Source organism: Bacillus sp. FSL K6-1218, assembly GCF_038006445.1.
In the GTDB taxonomy this organism is placed as follows: domain Bacteria; phylum Bacillota; class Bacilli; order Bacillales; family Bacillaceae_G; genus Bacillus_A; species Bacillus_A thuringiensis_S.
Window position 1 is genome coordinate 4,502,905 of record NZ_JBBOVE010000001.1, and the last position, 23,227, is coordinate 4,526,131.

Here is a 23,227-nt window from a genome sequence, read left to right on the forward strand (position 1 = left end):
TAAAGAAAAAAACGCGCGACATTCGTCACGCGTTTTTTGTTTTTGTCATTTTATGAATTGCCTTCCACGCTTCTTCTTTTCCAAGTCCTGTTTCAGAAGAGAATAGAACGATTTCATCGCCAATTTCAACAGCAAGCGTTTCTTTTACAACTTTTAAATGCTTTTGCCATTTCCCTTTCGGGATTTTATCGGCTTTCGTCGCAATAATAATTGTTGGGATTTCATAATGCTTTAAGAAATCATACATCATCACGTCATCACTTGTTGGTTGGTGACGTAAATCAACTACTAATACAGCTGCGTCTAATTGCTTACGCGTTGTAAAGTACGTTTCAATCATTTTCCCCCATGCCGCGCGCTCCGATTTAGACACTTTCGCATATCCATAACCTGGAACGTCAACAAAATGCATCATCTCATTGATTAAGAAAAAGTTCAGTGTTTGCGTTTTTCCTGGTTTAGAAGAAATACGCACTAACTTTTTACGATTTAAAATTTTATTAATAAAGGAAGACTTCCCGACATTTGAACGACCTGCTAATGCAATTTCTGGTAAATCACTGTCTGGATATTGTTCTGGTTTAACAGCACTAATTACAATATCTGCTTTTGTTACTTTCATTGTTTCACTCCTACTAATGCGTGCTCCAATACTTCATCTAAATGAGATGCAAGCACAAACGTAAGGTTTTCTTTTACGCTCTCTGGAATATCATCTAAATCTTTCTCGTTTTCTGCTGGCAAAATAATTTTTGTTAAGCCTGCGCGGTGAGCACTTAATGTTTTTTCTTTTAAGCCACCAATTGGTAATACACGACCACGAAGTGTAATTTCACCTGTCATACCTACTTCTTTACTTACAGGAATACCTGTTAGTGCAGAAATAAGTGCCGTTGCCATCGTAATACCTGCTGACGGTCCATCTTTTGGAACTGCTCCTTCTGGAACATGAATATGAATATCATTTTTCTCATGGAAATTCGGGTCAATCTGAAGCTCTTCTGCACGAGAGCGTATATAACTAAACGCAGCTTGTGCTGATTCTTTCATAACATCCCCAAGTTTCCCCGTTAAAATTAGTTTCCCTTTTCCTGGCGCTACAGAAACTTCAATTGCAAGTGTATCGCCGCCTGCTGCTGTGTAAGCTAGACCTGTTGCCATACCAACTTGGTCTGTTTTTTCAGCTTGCCCATAACGGAATATGTGTTTACCAAGTAAATCAACAATCTTTTTCTCTGTCACAACGATACGTTTACGTTCTGCTGTAACGATAATTTTCGCTACTTTACGGCAAACTTTTGCAATTTGACGTTCTAGCGTACGAACACCAGCCTCACGTGTATAATAACGAATAATTTCAAGAAGCGCTTCATCACGCACTTGTAAATTACCTTTTCGTAAGCCATGCTCTTTTAATTGTTTCGGCAATAAATGCTCACGAGCAATGTGTACTTTTTCAAGTTCTGTATAGCCAGCAATCGAAATGATTTCCATACGGTCAAGTAATGGACCTGGAATACTTGAAAGTGTATTAGCGGTTGCTACAAACATAACTTTCGATAGATCATATGGTTCTTCAATGTAATGATCACTGAAGTTATGGTTTTGTTCTGGATCTAATACTTCAAGTAATGCCGCTGATGGATCTCCACGGAAATCGTTAGACATTTTATCAATCTCATCTAATAAGAAGACTGGATTAACTGTTTTCGCCTTTTTCATACCTTGAATAATGCGTCCTGGCATTGCTCCAACATATGTACGGCGGTGACCACGAATTTCAGATTCATCACGCACACCACCAAGAGATACACGGACAAAGTTACGATTCAATGATGTTGCAATTGAACGCGCTAACGAAGTTTTGCCGACCCCAGGAGGGCCTACTAAACAAAGGATAGGTCCTTTTAATGAATTCGTTAACTTCTGTACAGCTAAATATTCAAGTACACGCTCTTTCACTTTTTCAAGACCGTAATGATCGTTATTTAAAATCTCTTCCGAATGAGCAAGATCAATTATATCTTCTGTTGCCTCTGTCCACGGAAGCGCTAATAACCAATCAATATAATTGCGAATAACACCACTCTCCGCAGAACTTGCTGGTAACTTTTCATAACGATCTAATTCTTTCAGCGCAGCCTTCATTGTTTCTTCAGGCATTCCTGACTGTTCAATTTTTTCACGAAGTTCTTCTACTTCTCCGCCCTTACCTTCTTTGTCGCCAAGTTCAGTTTGAATCGCCTTCATTTGCTCACGTAAGAAATATTCTTTTTGCGTGCGCTCCATTGAACGTTTCACTTTTTGCCCAATCTTCTTTTCTAGGCTAAGTAACTCTTGTTCATCTTGAATAATTGAAATAAGTGTATGTAATCGTTCTTTTACAGATACAATCTCTAGAATCTCTTGTTTCTGCTTCGTTTTAATCGGCAAGTGAGAAGCAATTAGATCAGCTAATCTCCCTGGTTCTTCTACATCAGCTACCGTTGCAAATGTTTCATTTGAAACTTTTTTCGAAACTTTAATATATTGTTCGAAATGCTCCAGTAACGTACGCATAAGAGCTTTCTCTTCTAAATCATCTTCTACTTCTTCAGTTACCGTTTTAATAGACACTTGTACTATATTTTCTTCTTCGATAAACTCTATTACTTCTGCTCTATGTAAACCTTCCACAAGGACACGAAGCGTACCGTTCGGCAATTTTAACATTTGCTTGACTTTCGCCACTGTACCTACACTATATATGTCATCTTCTTTCGGATCATCGATATTCATTTCTTTTTGCATTGCTAAAAAGATGATATTTTCATCCATTGCCGCCTGCTCTAGTGCTTGTATCGATTTATCACGTCCTACATCAAGATGCAAAACCATCGTTGGATATACGAGAACGCCTCTTAATGGTAGGAGGGGCACGATTCTTTCGTTCGTATTCATACTAGACATAGCACCTCCATAATAAATTAAACTCCTGTTCAACTATTTTATATTACAATACACCTAGATGCAATTGCTGAGATTCCTCGCAATTGTAAATAGCTTGTTTTTCTACCTCACGAAAAGAAAAAAGACTCCGATTAAGCATACAAACTTAAACGAAGTCTGGCAAATTTTATTATTGTTTATTTTTACATAGATTGTGCATCTGTTTCGTCTACGTTAGTATGTACATCTAGCTCTCTATGCGTATTTTCTTGCATAAACGTTAGCTCAAATACTTCTTTTAACTTACGGACAGGAATAATTTCAATTCCCTTTATCGTATACAAAAATGGTTGCATATTTTCAGCAGGAATAATGACTTTCTTAGCTCCCGCTTTTTTCGCAGCTTTTATTTTTGCATACACGCCACCAATAGGCTTTACTTCTCCGTGTATACTTATTTCACCTGTCATCGCTACTTCGTTATTTACATATGTGCGATGCACCGCAGAATATACACCTGTTGCCATAGCGATTCCTGCAGAAGGTCCATCAATTGGGATACCACCTGGAAAATTAATATGTATATCATATCCTTCTGGCAACACATCTAACGAACGAAGTACTGTTAATACATTATCAACAGAGCCTTTCGCCATACTTTTACGACGAATCGATTTCGTTTGACTACCAATGCTTTCTTCTTCTACAATTCCGGTAACATTTACCGATCCTTTATCTTTCGCCGGAATTGCTGTTACTTCAATTTCTAATAACGCACCTGTATTTGGTCCGTATACAGCAAGACCATTTACAAGACCAATCCTTGGAATCGGATAAATGTGCTTTTCGTATTTTGGTGTAAGCTGACTTGAGTGAACAACCCACTCTATATCTTCATCTTTAATGAAAGAACGTTCTTCATTTATCGCCATACCAGCAGAGATTTGTACGAGATTAATCGCTTCTCGTCCATTTCTTGCATACATCCCAATCATTTCAATACCATTTTCACCTATTTGCATTTCCACTTTTTCCGCAGCGTTTTTCGCTACTTTTTGAATTTCTTCTGTATCTAATTCACGGAAAAATACTTCTAAGCAACGCGACCGAATAGCAGGAGGAATTTCCTCTGGCGAACGTGTCGTTGCACCAACTAAGCGAAAGTCTGCCGGTAAGCCTTTTTGGAAAATATCATGTATATATGTTGGGATCATCGTATTTTCTTCACTATAGTACGCACTTTCTAAAAATACTTTTCGATCTTCTAACACCTTTAACATTTTGTTCATTTGAATCGGATGGAGCTCACCAATCTCATCAATAAACAAAATACCACCATGCGCATCTGTTACAGCACCTTTTTTCGGTTGCGGAATACCTGCTTGCCCCATCGCCCCAGCACCTTGATAAATCGGATCATGTACCGAACCAATTAAAGGGTCTGCGATACCACGTTCATCAAACCGAGCTGTTGTCGCATCAAGTTCAATAAATGTTGCATTCGTACGAAATGGAGATTTAGGATTTCGTTTCGCTTCTTCTAATACAAGACGTGCTGCCGCTGTTTTCCCAACACCTGGCGGGCCATATATGATTACATGTTGCGGATTCGGACCACAAAGAGCCGCTTTTAACGACTTAATCCCGTCCTCTTGCCCTACAATATCTAAAAAGGTTGTAGGACGCACCTTTTCTGCTAGCGGCTCTGTTAAAGAAATCTCACGCATTTTACGAAGCTGTTCTAATTCTTTTTTCGATTCTCGATCAATTGAAACTTTTTGTGTTCGTTGATTTCGAAGTAAATGCCAGAAATACAATCCGACAATTACACCAAAAACAAGTTGAACAACTAAAAATATATTTGTCCAGCTCATTATTTATTTCCTCCCGCAATATTTTATCTCTTAGTATTTCCGCGGAAGAACATAGCTAAACATAAAGAAAAACAGCAATTATAAAAATTGCTGTTTCCCTTTCGCATTATGCAGATGTTTTTGTATCAAGTACAGTACCGTCTTGTAACACCAATTTTGGCGGCTCATTATCAGCTACTGTTTCTTTTGTAAGAATACACTTCTCGATATCTTTACGAGATGGAAGTTCGAACATTACATCAAGCATTAAGCCTTCAATAATAGAACGAAGTCCACGGGCACCCGTTTTACGTTCAATTGCTTTTTTCGCAATTTCGATTAGTGCACCTTCTTCAAACTCTAACTCAACATCGTCAAGCTCCAATAGTTTTTGGAATTGCTTAACAAGTGCATTTTTCGGTTTCGTTAAAATATCAACAAGAGCATCTTCATCAAGTGGCTCTAGGTTCGCAATAACTGGAAGACGACCGATAAACTCTGGAATTAAACCAAATCTTAAAAGATCCTCTGGTAATACGTGAGATAAAACATGCTTCTCATTTACATCAGCATTTTTCTTCTCAGAACCAAATCCAATTACTTTTTCACCAAGGCGACGTTTAATAATTGGCTCAATGCCATCAAACGCTCCACCACAAATGAATAAGATGTTCGTTGTATCAATTTGAATGAACTCTTGGTGCGGATGCTTACGACCACCTTGAGGTGGAACGCTTGCTACAGTACCTTCTAAAATTTTCAGAAGTGCCTGCTGCACACCTTCACCAGATACATCACGTGTAATTGATGGATTTTCGGACTTACGTGCCACTTTATCAATCTCATCAATATAAATGATTCCTTTTTCCGCTTTCTCTACATCATAATCAGCTGCTTGAATTAATTTTAGTAAGATATTTTCTACATCTTCCCCAACATATCCAGCTTCTGTTAAAGATGTTGCGTCCGCGATTGCAAATGGAACATTTAAAATACGCGCTAACGTTTGTGCCAGTAATGTTTTACCACTACCTGTTGGCCCGATAAGTGCGATATTACTCTTCGCTAATTCTACATCATCAATTTTGCTGTTAGAATTAATGCGTTTGTAATGGTTATATACCGCTACCGCTAGTGCTTTTTTCGCGCTATCTTGCCCGATGACATACTCATCTAAGATTTCACGAATTTCTACCGGTTTCGGTACATCTTTGAATTCTACTTCTTCGTCCTTCGCAAGCTCCTCTTGTACAATTTCAGTACAAAGTTCGATACACTCGTCACAAATGTAAACACCTGGACCTGCCACTAACTTTCGAACTTGCGTTTGTGTTTTACCACAGAAAGAACATTTTAATTGCCCTTTTTCATCATTAAATTTAAACATATTTTCACACCCCTTACAAAGTGCTAACCTCTTGCCTTCGTATGTACACGATAAATGTATCGTATGTAAATACATATTATGTCACTACGTGGCGAGAAATACAAATAATATGACTAGTTATGTACAAATAAAAAAATTTTAAAACTTTTGAAATATGTATATTCGACTTGTAAAGGAACTTTTCCTTCTCCATCGAAAAGTTTTATAAATATATTTCTATATTTATAAAACAAGGCACGATTAAAATCGTGCCTTGTTATTTTATTATGCAGCGTTTTCTACTAAGAAGTCTACAGCTTTACGCACTTTAAGATCTTCAGCTAAAGCGTCTACACTTCCAAGAGCTTGCTTGATAGCGTCTACTGGCATACCATACATTTCAGCCATTTTTTCAACTTCTGAAGTTACTTCTTCTTCAGTAACTTCGATGTTTTCAGCTTCAATGATAGCTTCAAGAACAAGATTGATTCTTACACGTTTTTGTGCATCTTCTTTCATTTGCTCTTTTAATTTGTCAGCGTCAGTACCTGTGAATTGGTAGTAAAGCTCAAGGTTCATACCTTGTTGGCTTAAACGTTGCTCGAATTCACGAACCATACGATCTAACTCAGTGTTGATCATAGCTTCTGGAATTTCGATTTCAGCGTTAGCAGCAGCTAATTCTACTACTTCGTCACGTACTTTGTGCTCAGCTTCGTGCTTTTTGCCTTCTTCTAAGTTTGTGCGAAGTTTTGCTTTTAATTCATCAAGAGTTGCAACCGCTTCGTCTGCTTCTTTAGCGAACTCGTCGTTTAACTCAGGAAGTTCTTTTGTTTTGATTTCGTGAATTGTTACTTTGAATGTTGCTGGTTTGCCAGCTAATTCAGCAGCATGGTACTCTTCTGGGAATGATACTTCAACGTCTTTAGACTCACCAGATTTAAGACCGATTACTTGCTCTTCGAAACCTGGGATGAATGTACCAGAACCGATTGCTAGAGAGTAGTTTTCGCCTTTTCCGCCTTCAAATGCTTCGCCATCAACGAAACCTTCGAAGTCGATTACAGCTGTATCACCGTTTTCAACAGTTCCTTCTTCTTTAACAACTAGTTCAGCTTGACGCTCTTGTAAAGATTTTAATTCGTTCTCTACATCTTCGTCAGTTACAGTTGTTTCAACTTTCTCTACTGCTAAACCTTTGTACTCACCTAATTTAACTTCAGGTTTCACTGTAACTTTTGCAGTGAAGATAAGGTTAGCATTTTTTTCGAACTTCTCGATGTCGATTTCAGGATGATCAACTGGGAAGATACCAGCTTCTTCAATCGCTTCACCGTATGCTTTTGGTAAAATGATATCTAAAGCATCTTGGTATAAAGATTCAATACCAAAGCGTTGTTCGAATAATGGACGAGGCATTTTTCCTTTACGGAAACCTGGTACGTTAATTGTTTTTACTACTTTTTTGAACGCAGCGTCGATAGAGTTGTTTACTTCTTTAGCATCAACTTCGATTGTTAAAACGCCAACGTTACCTTCTAATTTTTCCCATTTTGTAGACATTTATTCTTTCCCTCCAACTATAATAATGTATGCACATACCTCTATAGATTAAAATCTTCATTATCTCTTTTTTGAAATAACAAATACACAAATAACCCTCTAGCAAAAGCTTTCAGATATAATGTTCCAATCTACTAATTGTCCAGAAGACAACTACGGTATATTTTGTTCGAGAATAATATGAAACATATTAAGTAAGAGAATTGCACTTCTCTTCTCTTACAAACAGGCAGATTTCTGCCTTTTGCAACCCTTACATTATAACATAGAATATGCTCGTTTCAAGAACTGAACGATTCTTTTTCATAATTATACGGGCAAATATCCTTCTCTTTCAACACGTAATAACCATTGATAGGCAATATGAAACTCTTCCAATTCGATATTATATGCTGCCATAAGCTCTTCTTCATCAATAGCCAATCCGAAACGCTTTCTTCCAATTCTCTCTAAAACAGCTGACCAAATCTCTTCTTTATCCATTAATAGAGCGAATGGGAAAACGCTAATTTGCAACTCTTTCCAATATGTAACCATCGCTTCAAATATATCGGGATAATTTTGCTCTAATCGGCTTGATAATTTATGTATAATGTTATTGGATTGCTCCTCATTATGACCTGTAAATGCTGGAATCACCTTAATCGTATTTCCAAACTTTTCTACCTCTATTTCTTCTTCCACCTGACTTTCTATCATTTTATACAAAATAGAAGTTTTCAAATAGGGGTGCTGCTCTTCGTCTATTAAAAATTTCTTTAAAACAGGTAATGCAAGATCTAAATCTTTTAACGAAAGTCGCTGAATCGCTCTTAGCTTCTGTCCAAAGTTTTCTCCAAAAATTTCATTAGTAAACTCATCCAATTCAAAGTTTGAATCCACTAGCGATGCGTCTCCCTCATTTAGCATACCTTCTGCAAATAAAGCAAGCTGCGCTAATTTTTCCTTTTGATCAGGCATTATATCTTTCGTTTGTAAAACCTTTTCAACAGTTTCAATAACACCTTCATAATCATTTGTTTGAACTAAAATAGTTACGTACGTTTCAAGAATATCACCAAATAAGACAACTCCTATTTTAAGCAACTGTTCACATTTTTCTTTCGCTTCTTCCATACGTTTTAATTCGAGTAAACAAATAACTGAAGCTAATTCCGTTTGTTCCGTTTCCGCATTATACTGACGTAATATTTCAAAACAACGCAATGCATCTTCGAATTCCCGCTCTTTCAGCGCTAAAAACCCTTCATCAATATAGCGCTCTGATAGTTGTGGAAACAATACGACCGTATTTTCTTTTTTATCCATACGTCCGCCTCTTTTTCTTGATTTTAATTATGTTCAAAGTAAATATATCAAATGCGTAATGAGAACACAACATCCCTAAACCATTTGTTTGAAATATAAAAATATTTAATTTTTACATTCCGATACGAGTAAATCTCTACTAAAAATTAAAATTGTACAAATAAAAATCCCCAGCAACAAGCGCAGAGGATTCATCATTAATGGAAAGCTTTTATAATTGTGGGGTATATTACAAGGGTAATAATTTGGAGAACAATAATTGCCATAACAATCATGCTAAAATAGAAGATTGGTTTACTTCGCTTCATTAAAAACATAATAATAAGCATCGTACAAGCAAACAAACTTAAGAAGAACAAACTTGTTGTCGAACTAAGTATACCACTTGGGACAAAGAACAATAACACTACACTACAAGTACCTATAATTCCAAATAACCATTCCATTCATTCACTCATTCCCTTTCCCTCTCATAGCTGTTTTCTCTAAGCAATCAAATGTTTCACAACATCAACTACATACGTTAATTTCTCATACGCTACAAATCCAAAAGCAACCGTTAAGCCCGTTACAACTAATCCTTTCATCATTTCTTCCTCCTCGTTTTATCGTTGTTATCTTCATTATAAAAGATTAGCAATTTCTTACCATCGAACTACCTTACAGTTACCTTACAGAATTGTAAGATTTCAAAAAGGGATTGAAAAACACCTCATATCGCTCGAGGTGCTTTCACGAAATTTCTCTATAATCACTTGCAAAATTAGCTTTTTTCTCTTGGTTACTTTTCGGCGAATCGACTCTTAGACTAATAGATTTACTAAATAATTTAGGATCAAAATAATTATGCGTTACTTTTCTTAACTTACCTTCAGATATTTTCGTATTACAAGAAAACAAAAAATGAAAATCATGTTAATATATTTTTGTACAATTAAGAATTTAATTTACAAGGGGGATTATATATGTTCAAAAAAGTAGCTGCTGATGTTTTAGGGTTAAGCGATGTAGGTTCTGTCATTACACCGAAAGATTACGATAAAGTTGACGCTGATGATTACGTGATGCACGAAGATGGAGAGAAAATTTATTTTCTAATTAAATCCAAATCAGATGAATATTGCTTCACAAACAAAGGATTACTCCACCTAGATGGTACAAGCGCAACAAGTAAAAAACGCACACTGCGCCGCTATAGCTATAGTAAATATCAAATTAAAAACGTAGCACTTGAAACTGCAGGAACGATTGATTTAGATATAGAAATTAAGTTTCAAATGGGAGATGAGCATTACTCAATTGATGTTCATAAAAAACATATTGAAGAATTAAAAGATTTATATAAGGCTTTACTTAAAATTGAAGAAATTTCATACGACAACGACATTACATTACAATATGCACATAAAAGTTTAGATATGGCATCTAATGCTTTCAGCCGTATTTCAAACGCACAAGTAAACTTAGCAGAGCAATTTAAAGAGATGAACGAGATCGCCTTTAACTGGCTTGTTGATACGAAGAAACAATACAATGTGAAAGATTATGGTTTTGTATTTGAGAAGTTTATTAATAACTAATTTAAAACAAAAAACCTTGTTATCAAAAGATAACAAGGTTTTTTTAGCGTCCCAGGAAAGATTCGAACTCCCGCTCCGCCCATTCCATACTATTTTATATATTTTGATCGCAGTCTTAATATATCTTCTCCTTCGCGAATGCCTGCCGATCCCTTCCTCACATTTTTTACGACAGTCCAATTCGGGTTAGTTTCATCACCGATGTTCTGTACTGTAAAGTTGCCGTCACCATATTTCCGTTGACCTTCTGCCAATTTCTCCGTTAAATCATTCTCTTTTGTTCTCGCCATCTTTGCGCCATCTCCCTTTTTATACAACCTTCTTAAACTGTCCAACTAATCACACGTCCAGTCAATTGGAGATCTTCGTTTTCCGCTTCTATTAATTGTAACACACTATCAGGGATAAGTTCCGATAACTGCTGCTGAATCGTACTAGAATGGTAAAGAGTTTTATAATATTGTAAGTAAACAATTAAGAGAATCTGGATATGGATTTGAGTTCCATCATAAACCTATTGATTCTTTAAATTAAATGAGAGGAATAGGGCGCATAAATGGCGCTCTTTTTATTTAAGAAAAAGAAGTACATATGCAACTGCTTAATATCAAAGGAAAGGTCGCAAATATCAAGAATGAACTACACCTATAACCCAAACATCAAATTTTAGACAAACAAAAAACCTTGTTATCAAAAGATAACAAGGTTTTTTTAGCGTCCCAGGAGAGATTCGAACTCCCGACCGTACGCTTAGAAGGCGTATGCTCTATCCGGCTGAGCTACTGGGACATGGAGCGGGTGAAGAGAATCGAACTCTCGACCAGAGCTTGGAAGGCTCTTGTTTTACCACTAAACTACACCCGCATATGTTATTTTCTTTTCTTCGTTAGCGCCGTTGCCCTATCGACAATATTTATTATATGTATAACCATACATAAAGTCAACACCTTTTTTAAAAGAGGATAAATTTTATTATCCTCTTTTAAAAACTGCTTGTTCAACTAGTTGTCCTTCTAATGTTTCAAAACGAACTTCCATTTGATTTTCATCCATTTCTAATAAAGCAAATGTCTTTTCTACACGCTGACGTGGTAATAAAATACTGCCTGGATTAATAAATAAAACGCCGTCGATTAATTCCGCACCTAATATGTGAGAATGTCCGAAGCATGCAACTTGCGCTCCCACTTCTTCAGCGTGGTACGCTAGCGTTTGTAATGTCATTTTCACATTATGGCGATGTCCATGCACAACTAAGAAGCGAATTCCATTTACATCAGTTACAATTTCATCTTGAAAGTTAGCATAATCACAGTTTCCTTTTACAACATGGAAACCTTGCAGTTCTTCATGAGCAGGCGTTAGCTCTGAATCACCGCAATGAATCATGATATCTACTTTCCCTTCATATTTCTCTTTCAACTGCTGTAATTCCTTCACAGAGCTATGACTATCGCTTACGATTAAAGCTTTCATCACACTCTCTCCCTTACTCTCCTAAAAACCATTCCGGGATTTTTTCTTCTAACTTACGAAGAGCACGACCACGGTGGCTAATAGCATTTTTCTCATCTGAACTTAATTCCGCCATTGCTTTTTTATATTCTTCCACATAAAAGATTGGATCGTATCCAAAACCATTTTCTCCGCGGCGTTGTTCTAAAATAAATCCTTCACATGTCCCATTTACAATGACAGGCTTTTTATCACCTTCAGGGAAAGCAACTGCTAATGCACAATAGAAACGAGCTTTACGCTTTTCAAAGTCAATGCCATTTAATTCTTGTAACACTTTATCGATATTTGCTTGATCATTTTTCGGTTCACCAGCAAAACGCGCTGAATACACTCCTGGTTTTCCGTTTAAAGCATCTACAATAAGACCCGAATCATCCGCAATTACGATCGAATTCAACTGTCTACTTAGACTATCCGCTTTTAAGATCGCATTTTCTTCAAATGTTTCACCAGTTTCTTCGACTTCTTCAATATGAGGAAAATCGTGTAATGATTTCACTTCTAAATCAAATCGCTCAAATAACTCAGCAAACTCACGTACTTTACCCATATTTTTTGTCGCTACAACAACTTGTTTCATACTTTCCACCTCTACTCTATATGAGATACGATGTCGCCTAAAGCTTCTTTTTGCATATCAATCAGTTGGAAAATGCCTTGTTCCGCAGCATCAAGTAGTTCATTTAACTGCGCTCTACTAAACGTCGCTTCTTCTCCAGTTCCTTGCACTTCAACAAATTGGCCTTTTCCAGTCATAATTACGTTCATATCAACGTCTGCTTTAGAATCTTCTGCATAGTTTAAATCTAAAACAACACCTTGCTCTTCAACAATCCCTACTGACGTTGCTGCTAAATAATCTTTTACTGGAATTTTAGATACTTTTTCTGCTTGTAATAACTTCTCAAAAGCTAGTACCATCGCTACATATGCACCTGTAATAGACGCTGTTCTCGTTCCACCATCTGCTTGGATAACATCACAGTCAATCCAAACTGTTCTCTCGCCAAGCGCTTCTAAATCAACTACCGCACGTAATGCTCGTCCAATTAGACGCTGAATTTCCATTGTACGTCCTGTTACTTTCCCTTTGCTTGACTCTCTAATTGTACGTTGTTCTGTTGCACGCGGAATCATCGCGTATTCAGCTGTTACCCAGCCCTTTCCTTCTCCACGCATAAACGGTGGTACACGCTCTTCAATTGTCGCTGAACAAATCACCTTTGTATCCCCAACTTCAATTAATACAGATCCCTCTGGATGTTTTAAATAATTCGTATGAATATGTATATGGCGTAATTCTGTTTTCTCTCTACCATCTACTCGCATAAAAATAACCTCCTCTTAATTACTACTCGTTAGTATAGCCAAATTTAAATGTATGATATGTATACAATAAAAGAAGGAGAACCCAAAAAGCAATTCTCCTTTCTTACTTAAGTATATCAAATTATTCAAGATTAAAAACTACCTGTATTCACGTTTTCTGGACGATCTACAGGTTTTATCAACTTTCCGCCCTTTTCATCTATAAGATTTGCTTTTCCATTCACTTCAATAGAAACATTTTTCACACCTTTCTTTTCTGTTAAAGATAAAACTAACGACTTCAATACGTAATTTGAAATCATATTTTTATCTGGGTTTACAAATATATTTTCATTAAAGTTTAATGTAAGATTTCCGTCTTGTAATTTCGGATTCGTAATAAGCTTAACGCCTGGATTAAAATCATTCAGGAGCGATTGATGAATCGGACCTTTTACAAGCTCATCTATAATTGCTGCATAATCATTTTCTTTTCCTTCTGCAACACGGCGCGTTACTGGTACGTAATATTGCTGTTTATTATTATTTTGCGCCATAAAATACAGTGTGACTGGTTTTGTATTTGTTACATCTGCTACTTGTTCATCATCGAAGTTAATACCATTTGCACGGCTCACTCCTTCACCAAGCGGTGTACCACCAACAGGCATCTTTGCCAATTTCTCACCATTTATTTGGAACTGCACTTGTTTTATCTCTGTAAATTGCGTCAACGTCCACGCTATAGATTCAACGATTTGACGCTCTTCTTCTTTCGCATAGTTTTTCATTTCTTTAGAGAAATCAATAACTGCCGTCCCGTCCTTTTTCAAATCTAAGGTCATCGTTGTATTCGCCGGAATGACTGCACGAAACCCATTCGGTAATAAATTCGTTACTGGTCCATCTTTCACAAGGTATTCTAACGTTTGCTTCACAGTCTCATTTGCTTTCGGAGTAGGTATAGCTAACGTTTGTGGTACAACATAACCATTTTTATCCACAAGGTATAGTTCTCTATTTACCATTTGCCCTTGCTTATCTTTTTTAGCTACTTCTTTCTTCCCACCCTCTGTATACGTAACTTGTTTTGGCGGATCAATTTGTTCAGTTGCTTTCTCCTGATTTATAAAGCCACACCCTGTTAGTAAAACAGCGCTCACAGTAGCACCAACAACCCATTTAAAAGTGGATTTAGGCATGCCATTCCCCCCTAAAATCTAAGTTTGTACTATTATGTATACGAGCCGTTTCACATTTTAGAACAAGCTGTGCCTCTTATATAGCGAAACTTTAATCAGTGGGAGTTTTGTTCATCCCCCACATAACTTCTTTTCTTCCGCTGAATTTTGAGGTGGGGGGTCTTACTGCCTGGAAAATAGCGGGATAAACAAAAACTCCTGATTTCTCAGGAGCTTACTTATATGAATTCTACTATTATTCTTTTTCTAAATGAATATGCTTCACATTTTCAATCGGTTGACCGAACCATTTTGATGCAATTTCTTTAAACAAGCCTATTTTTCCTGTTGTTAAGAAGAGATGATCGCTTTGTTCTTCTCCTTCATTCAACATTTTACTATGATATAAGATTGTACTTACTTCACGTGCTGTTTCATCACCAGAACTAATTAGTTGTACTTTATCTCCCATTACTTTTTTAATAACAGGTCCTAAAATCGGATAATGTGTACACCCTAATATAAGTGTATCAATATCGGTACTTTTCAGTGGTTGCAGCGTTTCTCTTACAACTTCGTACGCCATTTCACTTTCGAAATTCCCACTCTCTACAAGTTCAACGAAAGGTGGACAAGCTAAACTTTCTACCATAACACGGTTATTAATAGACTTTAACGCCTCTTCGTATGCACCACTTTTCACAGTTCCAATCGTTCCAATAATCCCAACATGATACGTGTTTGTCACTTTTAAAGCTGTACGTGATCCTGGGTGAATAACTCCTACTACTGGAATTGGTAATTGTTTTTGCATCTCTTCTAATACAACTGCAGTTGCTGTATTACACGCAATAACTAACATTTTAATATTTAAATCTAGTAAATGCTCCGTCATTTCCCACGTAAATTGACGCACTTCTTCTCGAGAACGTGGACCATAAGGACAACGTGCTGTATCTCCTAAATATATGATACGCTCTTTCGGCAACTGACGAATTAATTCCTTCGCTACTGTTAAACCGCCAACTCCTGAATCGATAACACCGATTGCTCTATTCAACTTCATCACCCGTTTTCTCATTCATCATCTTTTATGTTTATCATTATATTTTACACACTTTAAGTTCGCTCACTTCAAATGCTTCTGTATGAAAATTTTCATTTGCCCATGTATAGACTAGGACCTTTTTTATTTTGCTCCTTTTTTTCGTAATTTGCAAGACAGAAAAATAACCGACCTTCTATAAGAAAGTCGGTTTCTTCTATATAAAGTGCATATTCATTGCTCCATCTTTTTTTGAAAAGAAGACATTCCCATTAATAAGAAGAAATGAACAGAAATTAAAATGACGATAATTTATTTACAACCCTTTTTATAGCCTTACCTATTTCCACGCTAGACTGTGGATTTTGTCCTGTAATTAAATGACCATCTACTACTACATGCGGCGTAAAATTGGGGGCTACATAAAACAAAGCTCCTTCTTCTTTCAACTTACTTTCTAGCAAAAACGGAACGCGCTTTTCTAAATGTACAGCTCTTTCTTCATCGTTTGTATAACCTGTTATACGCTTACCCGCAACAAAAAACGAGCCATCCTGATTTTTCACACCGACTAAGGAGCTTACTCCGTGACAAACAGCCGCTACAATCCGGTTATTGTTATACATATTCTCAATCAAATTTACTACATATGGATTACCTGAAAAATCTACAATCGCCCCGTGCCCACCACCAAATAAAACCGCATCATAATCCGAAAAATGAACATTTGAAATCGGCCTCGTATTTTGCAATAAAGAAGCTACATGCTTGAATTCGCGAGGTATACCATTCGGAATAGACACTCTATCTATAGGTACTCTCCCACCTTTTATTGACACAATATCAACATCAAACTTAGCCTTTTTAAATACATGATAAGGAGCTGCGAGCTCTTCCAGCCACAAACCAGTCGGGTGTCCATTCATATCATGAGCACTTGTTGAAACTAACAGTATCCTTTTCAACATATCCCCTCCTTATTACCTATTTATGTATGGAGTGTTCTTATCATTCATATAGCAAGTGAAGCAAACAAAAAATAGCCGACTCTTTATATAAAAGTCGGCTGCTTTCTTATAGTTCGAGCTCTCCCATGCGAAGAAGCTCAACAACTGCTTGTGAACGTCCTTTAACCCCTAGCTTTTGCATTGCGTTTGAGATGTGGTTACGAACTGTCTTTTCACTTATAAAAAGTTCACCTGCAATTTCCTTCGTTGTTTTATCTTGAACCAGTAATTCAAATACTTCTCTTTCTCTCTTTGTGAGTAAAGGTTTAGATTGATACGCTTTTTCCTTCAACTGGTATAACCCTCCTTGCTTAAGCCAGAGCTGTGTATGTGTAAGTTGGGTGTTTATTTAGTCAAGATATTGTATGAACGAAATGTGCAGGTGGTGAATAAAAATGGGCTTTATTTCCCATGTTATTTTAGACTTTTATACATTGCGTACACTCTTTTTATCCACTCACTTTCCAACGCGCCATATTTGTTCTAGCAATATACTTACAACCGTACCTACAAATAAACCATTACCGAATATATATTGCATAACAGACGGCAAGGATTGGAGTGCTCCAGACGGTAAAAACATAACGCCGCTTCCAAATAATACTGCCACTCCTAAAATCGTTACATTCCTTTCACTCATCGGCACTTGTTTTATATTATTAAATCCAATTCCAATTAATTGTACGAACGAAGCCATTAAAACAGCCGATGCGACAGCCGATGGTAAAGATGCTAAATAACGAATAATACTTGGAAAAAGAGACATTACGACTAGTAACGCACATGCCATTAAGAACGATCGTATATATTTTTGTTTTGTTAAGCGTATAAATCCTGCCGTTGCTGGTAACGGAACGACACCTACAGTTGAAAATACGGAGGAAATGATATGTGAAATCCCTCCAACCCACGTACCATCCTTCAACTGTTTTTGTTCAATAGTTGCTTTATGAATGGTAGCTTGATTAATCGCTATAATAGCTGCCACTGTATTTGAAACTAAAATACATACCATAACGAAACTGGATACTGCCATACCAGTATTCCATTTTGGAAGTCCCCAAGCAAATATTTGTGGAAGTTGCACAAAATGAGTTACTTGAGATGGAACCGTCACTTTTCCTGCAATGAGAAAAATAATCCACCCGCTAATTAATCCTATTAAAACTGCATAACTTTTGACAAAACCTTCTCCAAAATTAGACAGTATAATAACGAACAAAAATATACTAAACGCGATTATCGCTGTAAATCCATCGATTTGAGAAATAGTAGCTGTAATTCCTAGCATTCCTTTTAAAAATACACCACTTAATTGTAAACATAATAAAAGTAAAAACGTCCCTGTCACAACTGGCGTAAATAAAAATAAAATACGTCCTATAAAACCAGTTACTCCTAATCCTATTAAAATAACACCGGAGATTATCATTCCTAATTCTAAAATTTGCAGTGTACTATGCAGTTGATCCTGCCCGACAGTTGCATAAGCAAGTACTGTAAATACACCAACCCAAGATCCAGCTGGTCCATCCGCAATTGGCAATCTATGCCCGATCCATCCTTGTAAGAAAGAAGATATACCAACTACAAAAAACGTACGCTGCATTAAATAAAATATTTCTTCCGTCGTAAGATGAAATAATCCGCCAACGACAATTGGTAGTGCGATTGAATTTGCTAATAGAAATATAAACCATTGCAAAGTTCCCATAATATGATTTTGGTTATGTTGATTGTCCAAAATGCCCATCCCTTCTAGCTTTTCTATAAAAAATATATTGTAAGAATAAAAAAGAAGAGTTCTATATTCACCATTAGAACCCTCTCCAAGGTATTTAAACGATTCTTCTACACAAGATTATTTAATTCCACCTCATTTAAGCTTCCAACAACAATACTTCCTTTATACACGACTAAACTTTTTTCTGTTTGGCGTGCTACCGCTTCAGCAGTGCATGTCGCATTTGTCAAAACAAAGCTCGCTTCATCCCCTACATTCGGCCATACCCGCTTCCCTTCATTATTTAACGTTTCTTTTCCTCCCGTAATAAAGCGAATTGCTTTTCCTAAAGACCTTTCGTCACTCCATCCAAAACGCTCTGCTAATCGATTTGCCTTTTGAAGCATATCACCTGTTCCAAACGGTGACCAATGATCTGTAATACTATCATTTCCTAATGAAACTTTAACACCTTTTTTATCTAATAACGGAATTGGAATTACTTGTTTACCAATTGGTACTGTTGAAGTAATATCAATATTTACAGCTGCGAGTCTTTCTGCCACTTCTTCAGCCTCTTTATCAGTAACACCACCAAGTCCAAGTGCATGACTAATTGTTACACGCCCTTGCCACCCTGCTTCTTCTGTTAAACTTGCCAATCTCTTCATCGTAAACGTTCCAAGATTATTCGCATCGTGTAAATGAATATCAACATCCGCATTAAATTCTACTGCGATATCCATAATTGTATGTAATGATTTTTCAATATCATTATCCACTGTAGCTGGATCTACTCCTCCGACTAGATGAGCACCCATACGCATCGCATCTTTCACGAGTTGCACAGAATTACTGCGCAATAATCCATGTTGCGGAAACGCAACAATTCTACCAGACAATCGATTTTTATATGTTTCTAATGCCGCTAACGTCGCCTCCAAATTACCAAGTCCAATAATCGGATCAACATTACAATGCGTTCTAATATTCGTTGCACCATTTCGCAGTAGTAACTCTAGCATATTTTCCGCTCTATCTTGAGCAGTTGCTAATTGCTTTAGTAAAATTTTTTCTTCTTCATTAAAACGTGTAAAAATACTTTCTGCTGGCTTACAAGCTTTCCAGGGGCCACTATAATATGTTTTATCAATGTGAATGTGCATCTCTTCGAAAGCTGGCAACATTAATAAGCGCTTAGCATCAAGCGTTACTATATCTTCCTCTTGAACAACCCCTTCTATAATTTTTTTAATTCGTCCATCTTCAATGAGTAAACTACATAATTCTGTTTCTGTTCGTGAAATTCTCTCTTCTTCATATGTATATCTTGATTCAAGCATTACATTAGTCAACCAATATACTGTCATCCCTATTTCCCCACCCTTTATTAAAAATCACCTCATAACTACAAGTTTAATATCCACTGAAAATTAAGACAATTAATATGATCGTCTCTCAAAAAAATGTAATACAACCCCATAGTCTTCTCATAAATTTCCATATAGAATAAAAGTATGCAGTTTGATATAAAAAGGAGTTGATTGGAATATGTCAAAAAAGTTATGTAAATCCGAAACTGATAAAATGCTATTTGGTATATGTGGTGGTTTAGGAGAATATTTTGATATTAGCTCTACTCTTATTCGTATCATTTGGGTTATTGCTGTTTTATGTTTTGGGACAGGATTTTTAGTTTATTTCATTTGTTTATTATTTATGCCACGCTCGTACTAATGGCATCATTTCATATACTTAAGAAGAGCAAATCACCTATAGAATCCTATAGGTGATTTTTTCATGAAGAATATTTCATCGTTAAATGTAATACCGCCACTTCTTCTTCTTCATTTTTATAAACATGCTTCTTATTCGCTTCAAATTGGATGGAATCAAACTCATTTAATTCGTATACATCATTCTCCACTTGAATAGACACTTTCCCTTTCATTACCGTTACAAGCTCAATCGCACCTTCATGATGAGCTTCTGGTTTATATATACTATTTGATCGTAAACAAGCACGGTGCATTTCCATCCCTGTTTCTTTCGTATAACGGAACATCGTTTCTAAATGCCACGCTTGTCCTTCATCTACTGCAAATCCTTCTCCACAGCGCGCAACAGCTACAGGTTCTCCAACAACCATCAATCTGGATAAAGGAATTGATAACCCTTTCGTTATTTTCCAAATGACAGCTAGCGTCGGATTTGTTTCCCCTCTTTCAATTTTTCCTAATGTTAATTTACTCACTCCTGTTTTATGAGCTAATTCTTCTAAACTTAATTTCTGTTCATTTCGAATTTGTCTCAATAACTGTCCAACTTGTTGAATGACTTCTTTCGTTTGCATATCTTCATTTTCTTTCATATATAAAACCACCTTAAAGTATAAAATAGTTTACTTTTATTTAATTAAAGTATATTATACTATACATAATTATTTATTTTCGAAAGGAGTGCTATACTTTATGCGCGCAATTTTATTAGGTCTTTTATCATCTGCCTTTTTTTCTGCAACCTTTATTATTAATAGAGCAATGAATGTATCTGGAACGAGCTGGGCTTGGACAGCTTCCTTCCGTTTTTTATTTGCTCTTCCTATTTTATTCCTTATCGTTTTATTTCGCAAAAACTTTAGGGGATTATGGGAAGAATTAAAAAAACATCCATTAGCATGGATCGGATGGGGTTCCGTTGCAGGTATTGGTTTTTATTCTTTATTAAGTTTCGCAGCTGTCTTTTCTCCAGCTTGGCTCGTTGCTGGAACTTGGCAAGTTACGATTTTAGCTGGTTTACTACTATCACCACTATTTTTCGTGAAAATAGAAACAAAATCAGGTACGAAACTTGTACGTGGAAAAATTCCACTTCGTAGCTTATATGTTGCATTATTTATTTTACTTGGTGTAATTTGTATGCAAGCAACTGCCGCAGGCCATATTACAATGACTCAGTTCATTTCAGGTTTTTTACCTGTCGTATTAGCCGCTTTCTTATATCCGTTCGGTAACCGAAAAATGATGGAACTTGTTGGCGGACGCCTTGATACGTTCCAACGTGTATTAGGAATGGCTATTGGAAGTCTTCCTATAACAATTTTGCTTGGTATATATGGATTTTCTACTACTGGCATTCCAACATCCAGCCAAATGCTTCAAGGGCTTTTATTAGCATTATGTTCCGGCGTTATTGCAACGATGACATTTTTCTTTGCTACTGACTTAGCAAAAGATAACCTCGCCTTACTCGGGGCAGTTGAAGCAACACAAGCTGGAACGATGGTATTTACCGTGCTTGGCGAAATCATTTTCTTAAATGGTTCATTCCCTGGAGGACTTTCCCTCATTGGAATGATTATTATTATGTTAGGAATGGTTGCAAATAGTATTTTAAACCGTTCTGTTCCAGTCGTTAAACAGAAAAAATCAGCATAAAAAAAGGGTATGGTTCTATAGAGATGAACCATACTCTTTTTTATTGTCCCCCTATTTCGCCTTATCAGAATAGTACTTCATTGGCTGTTTATACTAAAACTTATGTTATAATACGTTTCATGCGCATTAATAGGAGGTAAATTATGTTAAAAAAAGCAATCGCTGAATTTATTGGTACATTTGTACTTGTATTATTCGGAACTGGAGTAGCTGTCACTGGCGGCGGAATTGAAGGAATTGGAACATTAGGAATCGCTATGGCTTTCGGTCTATCTATTGTAGCTATGGCATATAGCATCGGAACAATTTCTGGATGTCACATTAATCCAGCAGTATCAATAGCTATGTTCATCAACAAACGAATGAACGCTATGGAACTTTGTTATTATGTATTAGCTCAAATTTTAGGTGGTTTATTAGGAACTGCAACGTTAGTAACAATTTTAAAATCTGCTAAAACACCTTTAGATAATTTAGGACAAAATGGTTTCGGAACTCTTGGTTTATCTGGAGCATTTTTAGTTGAGTTCATTTTAACTTTCGTATTCATTTTAGTTATCGTGGCTGTAACAGGTAAAAAAGGCAGTTCTTCTTTAGCGGGACTAGTAATTGGTTTCACATTAGTTTTAATTCACTTATTAGGAATTCCGTTAACTGGAACATCTGTTAACCCAGCTCGTAGTATCGCACCAGCTTTATTTGTTGGTGGAGAAGCACTTTCTCAACTATGGGTATTCATCGTAGCACCAATTCTTGGTGGTATCTTCGCAGCTATCGTAGGTAAATTCATTTTAAATACTGAAAAATAGAATTTTCAATGTTTCTGAATAAAAAAAGGCGAGCCCTCATTATGAGGAAGCTCGCTTTTTTATTCTTTCATTTTAGACTTTAAATTTGTAACTAATTGATCTACCGTTACATTTGCAAGTACGTTTTCCATCGCTTCTTGCGCTTGCATTAAAATAATTTCTAATACTGATTGAATATTAGCTCCTACTGGACATTCAATGTTGGGATTTTCATGGAAGGAAAATAGCTGTCCTTCTTCTACAACTTCCACTGCTTTATATACATCAAGTAATGTAATTTCTTCTAAATCTCGAGCAAGTGTCGTACCACCTTTACCAGCTTGTACATCAACAAGTCCTGCTCTCTTCAACATTCCTGTAATGCGACGAATCACAACTGGATTTGTATTCACACTACCGGCAATCCATTCAGAGGTACAGCGAGAGTTTCGATCTATCGCAAGTAATGTCAGCATATGAACACCTACTGTAAAACGACTACTAATCCCCATCTGCACACCCTCCTTTTTATTCATTCTATTAAAAGACGACTCTTATTATTATATACTATTTTTAATTTATACATAAAGAAAAAGCATGATTTCAATAGGAAATCATGCTT

At 36.4% G+C, this 23,227-nt stretch carries 23 protein-coding genes, 2 tRNA genes and 1 pseudogene; 5 read left to right on the top strand and 21 right to left on the bottom strand.

Annotated features, from left to right (window positions below; genetic code table 11):
• Window positions 1–25: 25 nt before the first annotated feature.
• From ysxC to MHI26_RS23010, 7 genes are all read right to left on the bottom strand, one after another.
• On the bottom strand, window positions 26–622 hold the full coding sequence (gene ysxC, locus MHI26_RS22980; RefSeq protein ID WP_000869118.1) for a ribosome biogenesis GTP-binding protein YsxC: 597 nt from the start codon (window positions 620–622) through the stop codon (window positions 26–28).
• Complete coding sequence (gene lon, locus MHI26_RS22985; RefSeq protein ID WP_061666250.1) at window positions 619–2,949, bottom strand: endopeptidase La; 2,331 nt, start codon at window positions 2,947–2,949, stop codon at window positions 619–621. The genes ysxC and lon overlap by 4 nt, the downstream gene beginning before the upstream one ends.
• Before the next feature lie 182 nt (window positions 2,950–3,131).
• Window positions 3,132–4,802 (bottom strand): ATP-dependent protease LonB, encoded by a 1,671-nt coding sequence (lonB, locus tag MHI26_RS22990; RefSeq protein WP_000119174.1) that lies wholly within the window; start codon window positions 4,800–4,802, stop codon window positions 3,132–3,134.
• A 106-nt stretch (window positions 4,803–4,908) separates the two neighbouring features.
• Complete coding sequence (gene clpX, locus MHI26_RS22995) at window positions 4,909–6,168, bottom strand: ATP-dependent protease ATP-binding subunit ClpX (protein ID WP_000472289.1); 1,260 nt, start codon at window positions 6,166–6,168, stop codon at window positions 4,909–4,911.
• Window positions 6,169–6,432: 264 nt separating this feature from the next.
• The gene (gene tig / locus MHI26_RS23000; protein ID WP_000105216.1) at window positions 6,433–7,710 is read right to left on the bottom strand and encodes a trigger factor; all 1,278 of its coding nucleotides are present in this window, start codon (window positions 7,708–7,710) and stop codon (window positions 6,433–6,435) included.
• A gap of 309 nt (window positions 7,711–8,019) precedes the next feature.
• Window positions 8,020–9,018 (bottom strand): hypothetical protein, encoded by a 999-nt coding sequence (locus MHI26_RS23005; RefSeq protein ID WP_000358256.1) that lies wholly within the window; start codon window positions 9,016–9,018, stop codon window positions 8,020–8,022.
• Window positions 9,019–9,215: 197 nt separating this feature from the next.
• Window positions 9,216–9,464, bottom strand: coding sequence for a hypothetical protein (locus MHI26_RS23010; RefSeq protein WP_001983650.1), 249 nt, complete (start codon window positions 9,462–9,464; stop codon window positions 9,216–9,218).
• 519 nt (window positions 9,465–9,983) lie between these two features.
• Here MHI26_RS23010 and MHI26_RS23015 point away from each other — a divergent pair.
• Window positions 9,984–10,598: a PH domain-containing protein gene (locus MHI26_RS23015; protein ID WP_000475213.1), complete on the top strand. Its 615-nt coding sequence runs from the start codon at window positions 9,984–9,986 to the stop codon at window positions 10,596–10,598.
• An 89-nt stretch (window positions 10,599–10,687) separates the two neighbouring features.
• Here MHI26_RS23015 and MHI26_RS23020 read toward each other — a convergent pair whose 3' ends face one another.
• A complete protein-coding gene (locus MHI26_RS23020; protein ID WP_000124591.1) occupies window positions 10,688–10,888 on the bottom strand; it encodes a hypothetical protein in 201 nt (66 codons plus the stop codon).
• A gap of 151 nt (window positions 10,889–11,039) precedes the next feature.
• Here MHI26_RS23020 and MHI26_RS31625 point away from each other — a divergent pair.
• Window positions 11,040–11,132, top strand: a pseudogene (locus MHI26_RS31625) (DUF6572 domain-containing protein); the annotation flags it as partial.
• Between the two features lie 181 nt (window positions 11,133–11,313).
• On the opposite strand, the gene MHI26_RS23025 reads toward MHI26_RS31625, so the two are convergent.
• The 11 genes from MHI26_RS23025 to MHI26_RS23075 form a co-directional block, all read right to left on the bottom strand.
• Window positions 11,314–11,387: transfer RNA gene (locus tag MHI26_RS23025), tRNA-Arg, on the bottom strand.
• Between the two features lies 1 nt (window position 11,388).
• Window positions 11,389–11,462 (bottom strand) — tRNA-Gly (locus tag MHI26_RS23030).
• Between the two features lie 108 nt (window positions 11,463–11,570).
• Window positions 11,571–12,074, bottom strand: a complete 504-nt coding sequence (locus MHI26_RS23035) for a metallophosphoesterase (protein ID WP_061666249.1) — start codon at window positions 12,072–12,074, stop codon at window positions 11,571–11,573.
• Between the two features lie 13 nt (window positions 12,075–12,087).
• Window positions 12,088–12,696, bottom strand: coding sequence for an XTP/dITP diphosphatase (locus MHI26_RS23040; RefSeq protein WP_000815946.1), 609 nt, complete (start codon window positions 12,694–12,696; stop codon window positions 12,088–12,090).
• Between the two features lie 11 nt (window positions 12,697–12,707).
• Window positions 12,708–13,445, bottom strand: a complete 738-nt coding sequence (gene rph / locus MHI26_RS23045; RefSeq protein WP_001261765.1) for a ribonuclease PH — start codon at window positions 13,443–13,445, stop codon at window positions 12,708–12,710.
• A gap of 131 nt (window positions 13,446–13,576) precedes the next feature.
• Window positions 13,577–14,626, bottom strand: a complete 1,050-nt coding sequence (gerM, locus tag MHI26_RS23050; RefSeq protein WP_001126747.1) for a spore germination protein GerM — start codon at window positions 14,624–14,626, stop codon at window positions 13,577–13,579.
• Window positions 14,627–14,861: 235 nt separating this feature from the next.
• Window positions 14,862–15,671, bottom strand: a complete 810-nt coding sequence (gene racE, locus MHI26_RS23055; RefSeq protein WP_000774005.1) for a glutamate racemase — start codon at window positions 15,669–15,671, stop codon at window positions 14,862–14,864.
• Between the two features lie 275 nt (window positions 15,672–15,946).
• Window positions 15,947–16,618, bottom strand: a complete 672-nt coding sequence (locus tag MHI26_RS23060; RefSeq protein ID WP_061666248.1) for a type 1 glutamine amidotransferase domain-containing protein — start codon at window positions 16,616–16,618, stop codon at window positions 15,947–15,949.
• Between the two features lie 106 nt (window positions 16,619–16,724).
• Entirely contained in the window at window positions 16,725–16,949 is a 225-nt protein-coding gene (gene gerE / locus MHI26_RS23065) for a spore germination transcription factor GerE (RefSeq protein ID WP_000659484.1), read from the bottom strand.
• 165 nt (window positions 16,950–17,114) lie between these two features.
• On the bottom strand, window positions 17,115–18,410 hold the full coding sequence (locus tag MHI26_RS23070; RefSeq protein ID WP_061666247.1) for a purine/pyrimidine permease: 1,296 nt from the start codon (window positions 18,408–18,410) through the stop codon (window positions 17,115–17,117).
• A gap of 98 nt (window positions 18,411–18,508) precedes the next feature.
• On the bottom strand, window positions 18,509–19,750 hold the full coding sequence (locus MHI26_RS23075) for an amidohydrolase family protein (RefSeq protein ID WP_061666246.1): 1,242 nt from the start codon (window positions 19,748–19,750) through the stop codon (window positions 18,509–18,511).
• Between the two features lie 181 nt (window positions 19,751–19,931).
• Here MHI26_RS23075 and MHI26_RS23080 point away from each other — a divergent pair, with 181 nt between their 5' ends.
• A complete protein-coding gene (locus tag MHI26_RS23080; RefSeq protein ID WP_000038410.1) occupies window positions 19,932–20,117 on the top strand; it encodes a PspC domain-containing protein in 186 nt (61 codons plus the stop codon).
• 61 nt (window positions 20,118–20,178) lie between these two features.
• On the opposite strand, the gene MHI26_RS23085 is transcribed toward MHI26_RS23080, so the two are convergent.
• A complete protein-coding gene (locus MHI26_RS23085; protein WP_061666245.1) occupies window positions 20,179–20,751 on the bottom strand; it encodes a helix-turn-helix domain-containing protein in 573 nt (190 codons plus the stop codon).
• Between the two features lie 100 nt (window positions 20,752–20,851).
• Between MHI26_RS23085 and MHI26_RS23090 the strand changes: the two genes are divergently transcribed.
• Together MHI26_RS23090 and MHI26_RS23095 are read left to right on the top strand one after the other, a co-directional pair.
• Complete coding sequence (locus tag MHI26_RS23090) at window positions 20,852–21,817, top strand: DMT family transporter (protein ID WP_001201631.1); 966 nt, start codon at window positions 20,852–20,854, stop codon at window positions 21,815–21,817.
• A gap of 143 nt (window positions 21,818–21,960) precedes the next feature.
• Complete coding sequence (locus MHI26_RS23095) at window positions 21,961–22,626, top strand: aquaporin (protein ID WP_000913211.1); 666 nt, start codon at window positions 21,961–21,963, stop codon at window positions 22,624–22,626.
• A 59-nt stretch (window positions 22,627–22,685) separates the two neighbouring features.
• On the opposite strand, the gene MHI26_RS23100 is transcribed toward MHI26_RS23095, so the two are convergent.
• Window positions 22,686–23,117, bottom strand: coding sequence for an Rrf2 family transcriptional regulator (locus tag MHI26_RS23100; protein WP_000512998.1), 432 nt, complete (start codon window positions 23,115–23,117; stop codon window positions 22,686–22,688).
• Window positions 23,118–23,227: the final 110 nt, after the last annotated feature.